At 45.7% G+C, this 14,265-nt stretch carries 15 protein-coding genes and 1 pseudogene; 10 read left to right on the plus strand and 6 right to left on the minus strand.

All coding sequences use genetic code 11. From position 1 onward, the window contains the following. From GC087_RS22480 to GC087_RS22505, 6 genes are all read left to right on the plus strand, one after another. Complete coding sequence (locus tag GC087_RS22480; protein WP_324030700.1) at nt 1-1,479, plus strand: HNH endonuclease; 1,479 nt, start codon at nt 1-3, stop codon at nt 1,477-1,479. A gap of 383 nt (nt 1,480-1,862) precedes the next feature. After that, on the plus strand, nt 1,863-2,828 hold the full coding sequence (locus tag GC087_RS22485; protein ID WP_324030701.1) for a hypothetical protein: 966 nt from the start codon (nt 1,863-1,865) through the stop codon (nt 2,826-2,828). A gap of 182 nt (nt 2,829-3,010) precedes the next feature. Continuing rightward, entirely contained in the window at nt 3,011-3,613 is a 603-nt protein-coding gene (locus GC087_RS22490) for a tyrosine-type recombinase/integrase (protein WP_182270621.1), read from the plus strand. Between the two features lie 215 nt (nt 3,614-3,828). Continuing rightward, the gene (locus GC087_RS22495) at nt 3,829-4,359 is read left to right on the plus strand and encodes a DUF2778 domain-containing protein (protein ID WP_058702417.1); all 531 of its coding nucleotides are present in this window, start codon (nt 3,829-3,831) and stop codon (nt 4,357-4,359) included. After that, nucleotides 4,337-4,609 (plus strand): hypothetical protein, encoded by a 273-nt coding sequence (locus GC087_RS22500; protein WP_058702416.1) that lies wholly within the window; start codon nt 4,337-4,339, stop codon nt 4,607-4,609. The genes GC087_RS22495 and GC087_RS22500 overlap by 23 nt, the downstream gene beginning before the upstream one ends. A gap of 265 nt (nt 4,610-4,874) precedes the next feature. After that, nucleotides 4,875-5,084, plus strand: coding sequence for a DUF6434 domain-containing protein (locus tag GC087_RS22505; RefSeq protein WP_072006680.1), 210 nt, complete (start codon nt 4,875-4,877; stop codon nt 5,082-5,084). Between the two features lie 164 nt (nt 5,085-5,248). Here the strand turns inward: GC087_RS22505 and GC087_RS22510 are convergent, their stop codons facing one another. Continuing rightward, nucleotides 5,249-5,740: a hypothetical protein gene (locus tag GC087_RS22510; RefSeq protein WP_324030702.1), complete on the minus strand. Its 492-nt coding sequence runs from the start codon at nt 5,738-5,740 to the stop codon at nt 5,249-5,251. A gap of 283 nt (nt 5,741-6,023) precedes the next feature. Between GC087_RS22510 and GC087_RS22515 the strand changes: the two genes are divergently transcribed. After that, nucleotides 6,024-6,725: a lecithin retinol acyltransferase family protein gene (locus tag GC087_RS22515; RefSeq protein WP_324030703.1), complete on the plus strand. Its 702-nt coding sequence runs from the start codon at nt 6,024-6,026 to the stop codon at nt 6,723-6,725. Between the two features lie 306 nt (nt 6,726-7,031). On the opposite strand, the gene GC087_RS22520 is transcribed toward GC087_RS22515, so the two are convergent. The 3 genes from GC087_RS22520 to GC087_RS22530 all read right to left on the minus strand — a co-directional run bounded on the left by GC087_RS22520 (nt 7,032) and on the right by GC087_RS22530 (nt 9,650). After that, nucleotides 7,032-8,684, minus strand: a complete 1,653-nt coding sequence (locus GC087_RS22520) for a methyl-accepting chemotaxis protein (RefSeq protein WP_324030704.1) — start codon at nt 8,682-8,684, stop codon at nt 7,032-7,034. Nucleotides 8,685-9,079: 395 nt separating this feature from the next. After that, nucleotides 9,080-9,427 (minus strand): low molecular weight protein tyrosine phosphatase family protein, encoded by a 348-nt coding sequence (locus GC087_RS22525; protein ID WP_324030705.1) that lies wholly within the window; start codon nt 9,425-9,427, stop codon nt 9,080-9,082. Then, nucleotides 9,405-9,650, minus strand: coding sequence for a hypothetical protein (locus GC087_RS22530; protein ID WP_324030706.1), 246 nt, complete (start codon nt 9,648-9,650; stop codon nt 9,405-9,407). Before GC087_RS22530 ends, GC087_RS22525 begins: the two co-directional genes overlap by 23 nt. 292 nt (nt 9,651-9,942) lie before the next feature. On the opposite strand from GC087_RS22530, the pseudogene GC087_RS22535 reads away from it, so the two are divergent. Continuing rightward, nucleotides 9,943-10,074, plus strand: a pseudogene (locus GC087_RS22535) (IS30 family transposase); the annotation flags it as partial. Between the two features lie 230 nt (nt 10,075-10,304). Here the strand turns inward: GC087_RS22535 and GC087_RS22540 are convergent. Further along, entirely contained in the window at nt 10,305-10,610 is a 306-nt protein-coding gene (locus GC087_RS22540; RefSeq protein WP_324030707.1) for a hypothetical protein, read from the minus strand. A 75-nt stretch (nt 10,611-10,685) separates the two neighbouring features. After that, on the minus strand, nt 10,686-12,350 hold the full coding sequence (locus GC087_RS22545) for a methyl-accepting chemotaxis protein (RefSeq protein WP_324030708.1): 1,665 nt from the start codon (nt 12,348-12,350) through the stop codon (nt 10,686-10,688). Nucleotides 12,351-13,306: 956 nt separating this feature from the next. On the opposite strand from GC087_RS22545, the gene GC087_RS22550 reads away from it, so the two are divergent. Together GC087_RS22550 and GC087_RS22555 are read left to right on the plus strand one after the other, a co-directional pair. Further along, on the plus strand, nt 13,307-13,582 hold the full coding sequence (locus GC087_RS22550) for a hypothetical protein (RefSeq protein WP_324030709.1): 276 nt from the start codon (nt 13,307-13,309) through the stop codon (nt 13,580-13,582). Between the two features lie 98 nt (nt 13,583-13,680). Continuing rightward, nucleotides 13,681-14,211 (plus strand): hypothetical protein, encoded by a 531-nt coding sequence (locus GC087_RS22555; RefSeq protein WP_324030710.1) that lies wholly within the window; start codon nt 13,681-13,683, stop codon nt 14,209-14,211. Nucleotides 14,212-14,265 lie beyond the last annotated feature (54 nt).

Raw genomic sequence — 14,265 nt, forward strand, 5'->3', positions numbered from 1 at the left:
ATGAAAATGACACGCTTAGAAGCTATCAAGGCATGGGGTAGAGCAAGCCGTGAAGGTAAACCTATTCCCGATGATGTTAGAAAGGTTCTGATCAGCACTCAAAATGATAGCCGTCATGATTTCGGTGTAGAAGCTCCTACTGCTAAAGTTAAAGTTAGTAAAGAGCAAGCAAAAAGGAATATGAACGGCAAGAAGCCGTTAGCTACATCAGGTAATATCCGTAGTGCGGGAGGTGCTTTAACTCCTGAACAAATGGAAATATATAACCAAAAACGCAAGTTAGATAACCAAAAGCGTAAAAATAATCCTCAACTTTATTCAAAGCTAATACAAGACCTTATTGTATCTGGTTTATCTAAAAAACAAGCCACTAAGAAAGCTAAAGAAATTATTTTAAGTGCAACCCTAGATAAACTCAATAATGATAAAAAACCTCCTTCAGTCAGAACAAAAAGAATTGTTAAATCTAATACTTTACTTAATGAGGAAAAGATTAAATCTGATCCCTGGCACATAGCAAAAGTTAAGCAAGATGAGATCAATTTATCTAAAGTAGAACAAAGACGGATCGACACGGCACTATTAAGACATCCTATTTCATGTATTGAATGCAAAATTGACTTTAAATCATTTGGTGGATTTGTAGATCATACTAAAGATGTTCATCATGCTAGTGTAAGTACACCTAAGTTAATTATAAAAAATGAAGCACCTATTGACTCTGTAGATATTGTCATTGAGTTGCCTGTATTGCCAGCTAACGAGCCAGGAGAGCCTGTTCTTTCTATTCCTGTTGCCAAAACGCCAGAACCATTTAGTGATAAGTGGATCAGATTGTTTGTAGATAAAGGTTACAGTGCTGCAATGGTTGAAGCGTTTAAACGTGATGCAATTAAAGAGAATATGACAGCATTACAGATACACGATTTCCTTAGTGTCTGTAAGCCTTATAAACTTCCTATAGAAACGCCTGTACGTCCTTTAGAAACGATTATTACCCCTGAATATGCCAGCACCATTACAGAGGCCGTAGAAACGCTTGTAGAAGCACCTATAGCATCTGTTGCTAATGATTCCTCCTACGCTGTTACCCTAGCTGATTCTATTGAGCAAGCTTTGTTTGCTGATCGCGTTGTTCGTACCCGTACCAATCAGAACGATTTTAAAGAACGTGTGGCCGCTAACTTTGGTTATCGTTGCGCCATTACGAATAGCGGAGAAGCGTTAGAAGCCGCTCATATTGAGCCAGTAGGAACGGGGAATAATAACACTTCTAATGGGGTGCTTATGCTTGCTTGTTTGCATCGTCTTTTTGACGCTGGATTGATGGCTATCAAGCCTGATGCTCTTACAGTGCATTTCAAAGCTAATTGTACATACTTTGCTAAAAGTTCTTTGGAAGGTAAAAAAATAAATGATCACTCAGTTTCTTTGAATAAATCAGGATTGTTAGAACGCTGGCTTAGCTTTAATGTTTGAGAGAATTTAGGGCAATTGAAACACTGAATTGCAACTTTTTCTGTAATCACTTTTGTGGGAGCTTTGGACTGACCCCACAAAGGTGCCAACTTCTGCTCCTCGCTCATAGCGGACAAAGGAAGAGATCTTAGCGTCCGCTCCGTGCCAATTGCAGACGTTGTTGCACTGCAAAAATATCTTGTCCGGATCAAGGTATCGCCACCACTTGTTAGGTGGATTAATCCGTATTTATAACAAATACAATTCCCGGCTGTACCTATAAGCTGTTGTCAGTTATACAAAAGCGATGTAGTGTTCCACACATTAAATTTACAAACGTGGAAAAGTCCGTGTTTAGATACAGATTTTTCCGCTGAATAACCGCATATTTCCAAAGGTTTATCATGAGTAAGTGGCTATTAGACAGGCTATTTGAAGCCGGTGATCAGGCAGAGCCCCGGTTTGCGTTTCAGGGGACTGTAAATTGGATGAGGGCCCTTGCCGAAGTCGTTAACGGTGGCGCTTGTGCCGATGATAAACTAAATGATTTATATGCTCGGGTACAACGTAGACCTGTCAATCGTGAAGCTGATACGCTTGTGTTTGAGAACACAATGATGGCCTTACATAATCTGTCATCTTTGAAAAGTATGAATAAAGATGTCGAAGATAAATATGACATATGTCGTTCAGCTATTATTTCTTGGTATTACAGTATCTATTTTTCCGCTAGCGCGATGGTTGCAGCATCTTCTGGTTCTATTCAAGAGACACATACAGCCACAGCAAAAGTTTGGCAGTCAGATATCGCGGAAAAAGAACTTATCCCATATCCATTTAATCTTCTTCTAACTAGTTTAGTTTCAAACACTGCTGATGCCGAGATTGCTGCATATAGAGGTGTTAACCGTTTCGACCTGAATGATAGAGCTTATGATAATGAAACTGCTCATGGTGCACTGGTTTCCTATCTAAAGGGGACTCATGGCTACAAAAAGTGGGAAACAGAAGAGAGGGTGAGAACTTCTCGTGATTTCAAAGCTCTTGGTGTTGACAACTTTCGCACGAAAGCTGCTCGCGAAGTTCGCGATCACGCACTAGAAAAAGGACAAGTTAATTTCCTTATTCAGGCATTTAGATACCGTGGTAAAGCGAACTATCGTGACTCTATATTTTTATCCTACGGTGACAACAACGAAGCTATTATAGAAGAATTTATCCAAGATTTGTATGACGTCGCTATTGGCTTCATTAGGGCTACTTCGCATTATTGCAGTCGAAGAGTCGAGAGAGGTTTGTGGGCTGAGTTTGTCGAGGATATTTCTGATAACTCAAGGTTGTCTATTGACTCTGTCGTGCTTGAAATATAACAAACAATTTAAGAATGGCTCAGCACGCTTGGCATTTTCAGTTTGGTTCAAATTTAGTGATTAAGGTATTCAAATTGAGTATGGTGAATACGTGCTTCACACTTTAATTGGGCGTTAATGCCCGCTTTTCGCTCATAAGGGACAACCATACTCAAATCTCCCACATTGCAGGAGATTTGAGTATGAATACGTCACCGTGGAACAAAGACCGTATCATAGGCCAAAAAAGACCACTTCAGATATCTCATATCTGGGGTATCCGAATCCGACTTGAACTGGAAGGTAAAACTCGCGATTTAGCTCTGTTCAACATGGCCCTGGACAGTAAGCTTCGAGGCTGTGATCTGGTCAAACTCAAAGTATCTGATGTTGCATATGGTAGCTCTGTTTCAAGCAGAGCAACGGTGTTGCAACAGAAAACCGGTAGCCCTGTGCAATTTGAGATAACCAAAGGGACAAGAGAAGCTGTTGCTGCATTGATACAGCTTAGCAATTTGCATAGTAAAGACTTCTTGTTTCGGTCTAGGGTCGGAACTAATCAGCACATTTCAACCCGGCAATACAACCGAATCTTTCATGGGTGGGTAGAAAAGCTTGGTCTCGAAGATTCGCTTTACAGCACACATTCCATGAGAAGAACAAAACCTTACCTGATCTACAAGAAAACCAAGAATCTCCGGGTGATCCAACTTCTGTTGGGTCATAAGAAACTGGAAAGCACAGTCCGTTATCTGGGCATTGAAGTCGATGATGCGTTAGAGATTTCTGAATCGATTGAAGTCTAAGGTTGTCAGGGCTGCAACAGCAGCCCTGTGCCAAAAACAGACGTTGCAAACGAACTCCTATATTAAATATTGGAAGCCGTCACTGATGGGATGTTATGGTAAATCCGGACGTAGGGCAGACACGGGTGATACTGGGTGACAAAGCCGGAGGCCGATCGTTAATTTTGCTCTGCAGGAGTGATAGCATCGGCCTGACAAATTACAGGGAGCGTTTCATGCTGAAGATGACAATGAGCTACAACGACCTGGCAAAGGGGGGCGGCGAGGCAAAGCTGCAGGTCTACGGCGTGGGTAACTTTCCGGTCTTTTCTGGCCAGAAACCCTACACCAACGATCCCAACTGCGCTTACCTGCCGAACAGTGCCATTCCGGTTGGCCGTTACTGGATTGTCCCGCGGCCCGAAGGCAGTATCGCAAACCAGATCAGGGGATGGGTTGTTGATTTCTGGAATAACTCAGACCATTCAGAGTGGTTTGCGCTGTTTAATTCGCAGACTATGACTGACTCGATATTCATCAACGGCGTGGCACGTGGCGGTTTTCGCCTGCACCCTCTGCGGCCGGACGGTTCAGGAGAAAGTGAGGGATGTATTACCTTTGTGCGGCGCACTGACTTTTACACGGTCAGGCAGGCACTGTTACGCACACAAAAGATCCGCGTGCCCGGGTCGCGAAACGGGCTGATGGCCTATGGCTACGTTGACGTTCAGGGAGACAGCAACTTTGCAGACTGCAAAATTCGTTAAGAAAGCGGCGGGGTTCGCACTGTGCTTCGTAGTGGCATTTATGATGTCGCGTTACGGGATGCCGCTCTATTCGCTGACGGCGTGGATTGTTGACCATTCTCATCTGGTTTTTGGCCGTTACCAGGCTGACGTTTATGAGGCTGGCACCGATCCCGTGACCTTCTTTGCTCTGCTTGCGGTTATCACCTTATACGCCGCGATTCTGTTCGGCCTGATACGGATGGTGGTCAGGAAGCTAAAAGCCACCTGAAATTAGCTTTGTTAAACTGTTTTAGTAACCGCGATATTGCCCGTGCTTGTTTACGGTTGCGTTTTTCTTCAGTGACCTGCTCCCTATAAATTAATTCGCTGCCTCAGTAGCAATTCTTCATTTAGTGTTGGATAACTTCTAATGTCCGCTTTTCGCTCAAAGCGGACCTTTATCTCAGTCAGCCTGTCCGCTTTGTGCCATAAGAGGACACATCAATAGTGCTAGTTTTGAGGCTGATACCGTTTGTTTATATAGGAGTAAACAAGTGAAGATCGACTGGCACAGTTCTTCTTTAACCCGCACCACTGTCGTTGATAAAAATTACAAAAATACACAAAATGTTCGTCGTTTCATGATTGATGAATGTAGCCCGGATTTTCGATTTGATCGTGCGTTTATGGTCTGTATAAGAAATGATGCCCCAAAAAATTTAGGGGATGTGGTGGATGAGTGGAATCGCAGACATTCACTGTAAATTAACCTGCTGCTTGCCCACTGCTGGCATTGCCGAGCATACATGTCCGTTCCGTTCCGTTCCGTGCCGGAAGTCGAAGTATATCTCACTTGCTGAAAACTATATGAGTTATGCGTGGATACAACCACCTTACAGTTTATCGGAACATCAGCCTGAATTATCATTCACTGGCAATATTTTTTGTTAAGCTCATTAAATGACTTCATCTGCAAGTGATACTCATAAACTAAGGATTTATCATCAATCGTGTATGCAATCGGACGGCGTGAGTACTTAACGTCTAATATCAAGTGTTGTGGCTCTGCAGAGATAAACCGAGCACCTATTTTTTGATTGATTTTTGTTCGGCCAGAAATGATTCCGCACACATAATTCGCCCCCTCAAAGTGATGAGTGCTCATTTCGGAGAATGATATTGGCTTTGAAAAATCAATATCGCTATCGCAAAAACCCAACATCATTTTCTTATTACTTTCATTTGAAGGATCTTTTGCTAAAAAATCTTTGAATAAATCACAACTTGCCGATGAACTCGCTACTTTTTTAAGAAAATTAATCACATATGGTTTAATTTGTTTGTGCTGAATATTTTCTTGACCATACGAAGCTGGAACTATAGTTAATAGAAGCAACGCAGATAAAACCAAACTTCTCATGTGCCTTCCTCCGTGAATGGATGTCCATGTTACATCGGCAAAAAAATACCTAACTTTAATGACCTGTGATTTTCAACCACATTAGACGCTTAAATCACCTTGTGGTGCAATCAATAGCAATCCGTCCGTTCCTCGCTCAACGCGGACATCATTAACCTCGTTTAACTTCTCCTGTCATAAGGGGGAAAAGTCTTTACAAGATAATTTGAACGCTTGGTGATTTCCAAACAATACTTTCGGGTATAAACTCGGCGGATATGATTAGCTGAAAATGGAGTAATCGATGTTTACCCTTGGCGCACACCTTTCATCCAAACGTACCGGATATACTCATCATGGTATTTACATTGGGAGTGGTAAAGTTATCCACTATTCAGGTCTGGCAAGTGGGTTAAGCAAAGGTAAAATCTGTGAGACTTCGTTTGAAGACTTCAATCAGAACCAGAGCGAAGTTGCCATTATCGAACATCTGGATGCTAAATGTGTTTACTCCAATGTAGATATTGTGAAAAGGGCTAAATCCAGACTGGGTGAGGATGGATATAATTTATTCAACAACAACTGTGAGCATTTTGCGACATGGTGTGTGACTGGCGTTAGTGAAAGCGCTCAGGTCAAAACAGTGAAGACTATGGCAGTATCTGTAGGGCAGGCGGGGTTCAATGCTTACAGCTATTATAAAATAACTCAAACAGCCCCCACGGTATTAAGAACTGCGGCGTCCATCGCAAGCCGTCAAGTTGCTACGCGAGCTATAGCATCAGGGGCAATGACATCCGGTACTTCAGCATTGACCGGTATATCGTCTGTTGCTAGTGGTGCAGGGTTAACTACAGCAGCTTTCTCTGGTGGAGCGAGTACTATTGTTGGCTTAACTGGAGCTTCAGCAGCTACAGTAGCTGCGGCCCCCGTTGTGCTTGCCGCGGGAGGCGTAGCTTTAGTTGGGTATGGTGTATATAAAGTATGGTCATGGCTTAGCGACTAATTCTCAAATAAGCATTTAAACGCCGCGGTCGTAGTGTCGATTAGTTCTCCGAGGTGATCGGAATCGACGTTGCGGATGCAACGCTGGAGGGCTATGTAAAATACGGTGATCTGCTCCCTGTCGGTTAACACACGGGAAGGTGAGTAGAGCTTTATCAATGGCGATGATAGTTGTGAACGTCTGCTCCTCGCTCAAAGCGGACACTGTCTGATGAAGACCAGAAACTTGTTTCATAAACCAACGTTGACGAGACTTACTGCAGGATTTTTACGTCGTACCGCGCCAGTCAGCAGCGCGGTACTCCGATCAGAAATGCGTCCAGCCTTCGTCCTTGTTCGTTACGCCGGTGCCTGTTTCCGGCGTACTGAATTTCTGCCTTACGGGTTCAGAAGCCGCATTAACAGAAGACCTAATGACCTGATTACCCAGACTGAAAACGGATACGGCCTGGAGAAGCCGTCCGGCCTGATCTTTAAGGCTCGCAGCCGCTGAGGCAGACTCCTCGACCAGCGAGGCGTTCTGTTGCGTGGTGCTGTCCATCTCCGTTACAGCAATGCCTACCTGTTCAATACCACGGGCCTGTTCGGCGCTTGAGGAGGTGATTTCCTCCACGGTGTCAGTCAGCTTTCCGACCGCAGAGAGGATGCCTGACATTGTTTCAGAAGCGTGTACCACCAGTTTGTTACCTTCTTCGACGCTGTGCGCATTTGCCTCAATGAGCTGACGTATTTCACCGGCAGCTGTTGCACTGCGCTGCGCCAGAGACCTGACCTCACTGGCCACCACGGCAAATCCCCGGCCGTGTTCACCTGCCCGGGCCGCTTCAACTGCGGCGTTGAGCGCAAGGATATTCGTCTGGAATGCGATTCCGTCAATCACGGCGGTAATCTCGGCAATACGGCCGGAGCTTTCGCTGATGGTCTTCATGGTCCCGGTAATGGCTCCGGTGGCATCGCTGCCTTTATTCGCCACATCGCGTACGCCCACTGCCAGTTGTCCCGCCTGCCGTGCGTTTTCCGCATTGTTCCTGACGGTCATAGCCAGCTGCGTCATGGTTGCCGCTGTCTGCTCCAGCGCACTGGCCTGCTCTTCAGTTCGTTGTGAGAGGTCAGCGTTCCCCTGCGCAATCTGGTTGCTGGCCGATGCAACACTTTCCGCATTGCTTCTTACCTGGCTGACGGTATTAATCAGGGAATCCTGCATGTCACGAATGGCTGACAGCAGTACCCCTGTCTCATCTTTATGACCAGCATGCACCGCGCCACTCAGGTCACCCAGGGCCACGCGACGTGCAGCCTGAACAGCCTCCGTAAGCGGCCGTGTGATACTCCGGGTAATGAACAGTGCGGATATGGCGGCGAGCAGTACTGCAACAATACCTGCGGTAATGAGTATCATCAGTGCTGACGAACGGTCTGCGCGCGCCTGTGCAGCAGCGCTAATCATCCGCGCTTCCTGATGGTCCTGCAGTTGTTTCAGGGAAGCCATGAATTCCCCCTGGCTCTGATAGCGCGGACCGAAAAGCAGCTGCGTGGCTTCGTCGCTCCTGCCGTTTTTCGCGAGGGCCACAACTTCATCAAGGAAAGGCAGGAAGAGGTCTGCCCGGTCCGTGAGACGCTTAAAGATTTCCAGCCCTGTGGGTGAGCTCACCTGTTTCCGGAGCAGTCCGAGCAGGCCGTCAAGCTCATGCCTTTCGCTGCGGTAGTCACTGATGGCTTTCTCTCTCTGAGACTCGTCTTTGAGGAGAATTGCATTGCGGGCGAGGCGGCTCATGTCTGATGTGAGATAGCGCAGAGACTGGGAGGCGGAAGATTTGCTGTAAAGGCTGCCTGAAATGTCATCGTTCGCACTGCCGAGCGAGTTAATTTTAAGGACGCCAATCAGCACCATGATAATCACAAGCAATGCCATAAAGCCGAAAGCCACACTGAGTCTTATACCTATTTTAATGTTGTTCATACAGGTTCCCTGGTGTCGGGTATCAGCACTGATGTATGGAGACGTCAGTGCTGATACAGAAGCTCTCCTGCGCAGCAGAAGGACGATGTAGTACATTTCCGTTTAGTTTTATGACGGAATTATTACTATCGGCAGCGATTAAAGAATGTTCATTCTGACTGTATCAGGCCTAAAAGCCGGGGAGAGCGCATGGCTGTTTCTGAGCCAGCGTTAAACCGGGCTGAGCAGCGAAAGGAAAGGCGGTAAGCACTACTTTTCAGTCTTAAAGGCAGGAAGAAGACTGGAATGCCCGCATTTCAGTTTTTGCAGATTTTTCCTGATGAACATGTCCGCTTTGTGCCAGAAGCGGACGTTGGAAAATAAAGAGGGAAATAAATAGCAGAAAGATAAAACGCTTATTGGCTCTCAATTTCTTGATCGGTTAGTCCCAATTTTCCCGGTACGATATCTTTGAATATTGCTATCAACTCAGGAGCCATAAAAAGGTATTCGTCAGCGATATCGAGCACATGCAGAGGCTTGAATGCGATGATCCTGCCGTATTGGGCCACTAAGCGGTTTTTGTGCTTCTGTTCCATCACACAGACAACATCTGCCCATTGAAGCAATTCGGCAGAGACTCTTTTTTTTGCATTCCGGCTAGTCCCAGCGGAAAGTACGGCAAGAGATGGATAACGGCGGAACACCTGTTCCGCCGTGGGGCTTCGCCATTGATTACGACTACATATAAAAAGTACGTTCATCAGAATAGTAGTACTCTTCCAGACCTCTCAAGGCAAGCTGTTGGTTAGTAATACGTGGATACTCAAGCCCGAGTTGTGCGGCACGCAACAATTTATCCGACCGCGTGTAAAGCATCTTCCAGTTTTTTTCGCCACGGAAGTTCAATAAAGTCTTGCGGATATCACGAGACTTGTTACGTCGCTTCTGTGCATTGCGCCAATCTCTAGTACGTTTAGTTTCCATTGTTCCACTCTCTCAGATTAATCGGGTCAGCAGCCGCGATAATACGGGGAGAACGAACTGGAGAAATATAGCTTTTTACGGAGAAAAATTATAGTCCGGATTATGGTGAATCATTGATCTGCTCCCGACCAACGAATACACAGCTATGGAAGCAAAATCTCCAGGCCTAATGACACTACAGACGTTCCCTTTTTCGCTCAAAGCGGACCTTCATCTCAGTCAGCCTGTCCGCTTTGTGCCAGAAGCGGAAGTAGCAAACAGCACTTAGTGTTGATAATGGGGAGCAGGTCAAACTGACTTATCGGTTCACAGACAGCAAAGACTAAACAGTGTTGCCAGACAGCTCAACGAGAGGCCAAGAAAAACGCTGGACTGTGAATCACCCGCAGAGCGTTTTGACCGATGTGTTGCGTCCATCGGTTGAACTCACAACTCAATGCGGACTTAAACCAGAGTAACCTTCTGCTCTGACATTACCGGCTCACAGATTTAAAGATAATCTAGAAGTTAATCAGTACCAGTGATTACTGTCTCACCTTGCTGGCTTCACTCTACTTCATCCGGATTAGTGGCAGGCGGACCCACTTGCGGGACTGAGTCGTCTTAATCTAATTACTGCTTAGTTAACGAAAACCATTTCAGCAATAATATTCTTTAACTCGTAAAGAAAAGACGCTTCAGATTACCCAGCATATTACCGAGCAGGACAAATGAACGCTGCTGGCTCATGATGTTGATAAATAAATCAGTATCTGCAGCTTTCAACCACTTTTCAAACCCTGCAATGCTATAAATGCGGGATACCTCTTCAAAGTATTGCCTCATATGTTCAAGATTGTTGAGATATACCGAAAGTGAAGGGTAGCTATGAGTACTCATCTGTTCCGTGATCGTGCAGATATGCTCATGAAGTACCACTAGCTCCCTGTGCTTTTCAGAAAAATCAGGATTAGTGTTCATTTCTCTTTCCTTTTTGAGTGCCGCGCGGATACAGTCCGGTGAGCCGTCGGTTGTGACCGGCGGCTGTGTGTTTTATCAGAACTTCGTCCAGTTATCGTTGCTGCCGTGGTGTATGTCTGACTGTGGCGTTAATCTCACCGACTTCGCTAAAGGACTGCTGCTGTATGGTTTTACTTCGATCTTCCGGACTGATGCATCCTCACTAAACGTAAATGCAGCCACCAGACCGTTCAGTGCCTCAGCCTGCTCAGTCAGTGAACGAGCAGCGGCAGAGGCCTCTTCGACCAGCGCGGCATTCTGCTGCGTCACATCATCCATCTGATTGACCGCCTGATGTACCTGACCTATTCCCAGAGACTGCTCTTGCGCGGCAACAGAAATTTCGTCAATCAGGTCGGTGACCTGACGTACCGCATCATCCATGCGCGTCATGTTTTCACCAACATCGCTGGCCTGGGACGCTCCAGCCTCGACAAAAGCAATGGAGGACTCAATCAGCTCCCTGATGTCACGCGCTGAGGCGGAAGAGCGTTGCGCCAGGCTTCTGACCTCGCCAGCCACCACCGCAAAACCACGCCCCTGCTCGCCAGCACGCGCTGCTTCGACCGCCGCATTGAGCGCAAGAATGTTGGTCTGAAACGCCACGCCCTCAATCAGGGAAATGATGTCCGTAATTTTAGCCGAGCTGCTGCGGATGTCAGACATGGTTCCAATCATGGTACGAACCTTAACCGAGCTGTCATTCGATATCTCACGGGCATTTTTCGCAAGCTGGCTTGCCAGTCGGGTGTTTTCTGCCGTCTGGCGAACCGTTTCGCTGAGCTGGGACATGCTGGCGGCGGTTTCTTCCAGAGAAGCGGCCTGCTCTTCGGTCCGGGAGGACAAATCGTCATTGCCTGCGGCTATCTCGCCTGAAGAGGAACTGACTGAATGTGCTGCCTGCTCCACCGCATTCAATGAGGTGGCAACGTTACTTACCAGGTGGTTAAACGCCTTTGCAGTAAGCCCTATCTCATCCCGGCGTGAGTCGTCTGCCCTGAGGGTCAAATCCAGATGTTCACTGGCTCTCTCCATTACCGAGCGCATTCCGTTAAGATGTCGGCGAATAGACAGAATGGTTCTGACCGTGAAGAAGCCCAGTATCATAATGGCTGCAGCAGAGCCAGCAATGAGTGCCCACAGGGTCTGGTAATAGGTGCGGTTATTCTGGATGTTATAAGCATTGCCGATGTCAACGTTAAACTGACGTTGTTTCAGATAATCGGCAATCAGGCTGCGGGTCGTGGCGCCTACACCGTCATTACCCTGAATAGCGGGCAGGGCGACGTCATCATTCTGCGCTCTGGAGCCGGCAAGAAAAACCGGTAACCTGGCCCTGATTTCCTGAATTTTGGCCAGTTCCCCCTCCGTCATCTGCCGATCAGCCTCGTTAGAGACGTCCTCTTCTAGATAGTGGCGGGTATTTGTAATCAACTTGTCAATGCGCTCGTTTATTTCTTTTTCAAACTGTGCCTGCTGGGTGAGGCTTTTTGAACTCTGATGACGGTAAAGCCAGATAATAAGCATGTTGCTGCTGTTAATCAGATCATCAATGTCAGTTATGGAAGGAATGGTATTTTCCTGCACATACTGAAAACGGGTCTGGAATCCTGTAACCACGGATACGGAGGCCGTAACGATGGTAATCAGTGATATCGCCAGTAGTGAGAAAGTTAAAAAAAGGCGCTGTGAAATAGTCATGATTTGCTCCGGTTTTTTGAATATTAAGTAAGTCAGTGCTTACCTTCGTAGACAGTTTCGGAAGAAATCATGCCGACTTGAGTCTGAAGTGTACCTAGATGTGTAAACTGTGATTGTAGAAACAGTAAATTGTTAACTACAATTTTTCCTCTCGCTCCCTGAGATACGCTTATCTGTTTTTTCACTTCTTTGTCTGCTTTGTGACAGGAGCGTACGTTGCTAGGATGTCGGTGTATTAATCAAAGGGGAGTAGGGCAGGATTTATTCTCATGTTTTATAAGAAAAAATGCTTAACTTTTGCAAAGAAGGAAGCAATTAATGGCCGATTTAATGTGGCAGTTTGATGACCAACCCAATACAGCAGTTATAGCGAATAGAAAAATATTTTCTTCAGGGGGATGAATATCTTATGTTTGTCACGATAGCGAGGATGGATGTTGGCAATTCCATATTAATCATCCAAAAGCACTAAATGAAGAGGATGCCGTTCTGGTAAGCCTCGAAAGCGTTATTAACCTGGATTTATCTCTAAATACTTTAGCTGATCTTCCTTTGGGATGGTTCGCATGGAGAGCTTCTGTGAAGGAAGTTTGGAAAAGGGCGCAAAAGAGTGATTAAAATCATGCTCTTTATTTTCATAAATTCCCAATAAAATTTAATGGAAACCCCTCTTGTAATACGAAATACCAGGTTTACTTATAATGATAATTCATCTTTAAATTCAACCCATTGCATTACATAAGTTCTGCAAATACTGTATGAGTGGCCTAAAACCTGATCCTGTATAACCCCACTGTTGTGAAGAGACCTTAACGTTCGCTCTTCACTCATAACTGACCGCCAATCTGAGCTGACACCCCTATCACAACTCAGGTGTTGACGTACAATAATTATCTATATACAAACTGCCTCTTGGTGTAGTGATTAAAATATTTTTCGATGAATAGAGCGTCACAATGAAAAAATCTATCCGGTTTTTTACCCTATTATCTGTAGCAATTACACTGTCAGGATGCCTGCTGACGAATGATGCCGTTAACGGAAGATTCAAATATGAACCATCCCACAGCTATGCCTGGAATGTCTTTGTAGCATCCAAGCAGGATCCCTGGAAAGACAAGGATGTTTCGTCAGAAGATCTGAAGCTTTCCGGCAATAAACTCTATTACTGGGGAGCTCCAGATGATAGTTCTCCCTATAACCTGAGTAATCTTGATCTCCGAAGTTTATAACTGTATATCCACATGCAGGTTTCGCATCAGAAGATTGGGAGCGCTCGGGATTGATTGCCTGGCTTCCTCATGAGCTGGCCTCAGACCAGGAGTCGGCTATGCGCATGTACATTGATACAATGAGAAAGGCTACCGAAACGGCGTTCAGGAACGTGGAGATGGGAAGCACTGATAAGATTATGGAAGGAGGTTACAACAGTATTATTGACACATTTTTCAAAGGTAAAAATACAGGTAAAACTGTCTATATTGGGGTGAGTTTTACTGATGAGGGTCTGGGCTGTGTAGATGAATACAGATCAATGGTAAACAGACCAGACTGTGGTTATACCATGAGGCAGAGTGGCATTTCGGGAATATATGAAACGCCATCATTCCTGACACGCAATTCAGACGGAAAACGTTACCTGTTCAGTGGTGTAATGGGGGCTAGCTCGCTGGATGTCAGTGCGCTGTCCCGCGGAGATGTCTTTAATACGCCAGAGCTTGCCCGAAAACGTCTGCGCGTTTTGCAAAAGCTAAGTAAAGAGCTGCCAGAATGGGTATTTATTTACCAGGCAGCAGAGCATGAATACGGGTTACCAGCACTCATTATGAATAAGGGAGTAACATACTTTTTCATCAGATAGTGAGTAATAAGGTTATATGGTTAAAGCCGCCGACAACTGGCCGAGCAAGACAGG

It is taken from the genome of Pantoea sp. JZ2, assembly GCF_035191405.1.
In the GTDB taxonomy this organism is placed as follows: domain Bacteria; phylum Pseudomonadota; class Gammaproteobacteria; order Enterobacterales; family Enterobacteriaceae; genus Pantoea; species Pantoea stewartii.

What these genes read in the sequence shown, in the direction of transcription:
- GC087_RS22555 (WP_324030710.1), top strand. Translation starts at nt 13,681, where the DNA reads ATGCGCATGTACATTGATACAATGAGAAAGGCTACCGAAACGGCGTTC.
- GC087_RS22550 (WP_324030709.1), top strand. Translation starts at nt 13,307, where the DNA reads ATGAAAAAATCTATCCGGTTTTTTACCCTATTATCTGTAGCAATTACA.
- GC087_RS22530 (WP_324030706.1), bottom strand. Translation starts at nt 9,650, where the DNA reads ATGGAAACTAAACGTACTAGAGATTGGCGCAATGCACAGAAGCGACGT.
- GC087_RS22480 (WP_324030700.1), top strand. Translation starts at nt 1, where the DNA reads ATGAAAATGACACGCTTAGAAGCTATCAAGGCATGGGGTAGAGCAAGC.
- GC087_RS22495 (WP_058702417.1), top strand. Translation starts at nt 3,829, where the DNA reads ATGCTGAAGATGACAATGAGCTACAACGACCTGGCAAAGGGGGGCGGC.
- GC087_RS22510 (WP_324030702.1), bottom strand. Translation starts at nt 5,740, where the DNA reads ATGAGAAGTTTGGTTTTATCTGCGTTGCTTCTATTAACTATAGTTCCA.
- GC087_RS22515 (WP_324030703.1), top strand. Translation starts at nt 6,024, where the DNA reads ATGTTTACCCTTGGCGCACACCTTTCATCCAAACGTACCGGATATACT.
- GC087_RS22490 (WP_182270621.1), top strand. Translation starts at nt 3,011, where the DNA reads ATGAATACGTCACCGTGGAACAAAGACCGTATCATAGGCCAAAAAAGA.
- GC087_RS22545 (WP_324030708.1), bottom strand. Translation starts at nt 12,350, where the DNA reads ATGACTATTTCACAGCGCCTTTTTTTAACTTTCTCACTACTGGCGATA.
- GC087_RS22485 (WP_324030701.1), top strand. Translation starts at nt 1,863, where the DNA reads ATGAGTAAGTGGCTATTAGACAGGCTATTTGAAGCCGGTGATCAGGCA.
- GC087_RS22520 (WP_324030704.1), bottom strand. Translation starts at nt 8,684, where the DNA reads ATGAACAACATTAAAATAGGTATAAGACTCAGTGTGGCTTTCGGCTTT.
- GC087_RS22540 (WP_324030707.1), bottom strand. Translation starts at nt 10,610, where the DNA reads ATGAACACTAATCCTGATTTTTCTGAAAAGCACAGGGAGCTAGTGGTA.
- GC087_RS22525 (WP_324030705.1), bottom strand. Translation starts at nt 9,427, where the DNA reads ATGAACGTACTTTTTATATGTAGTCGTAATCAATGGCGAAGCCCCACG.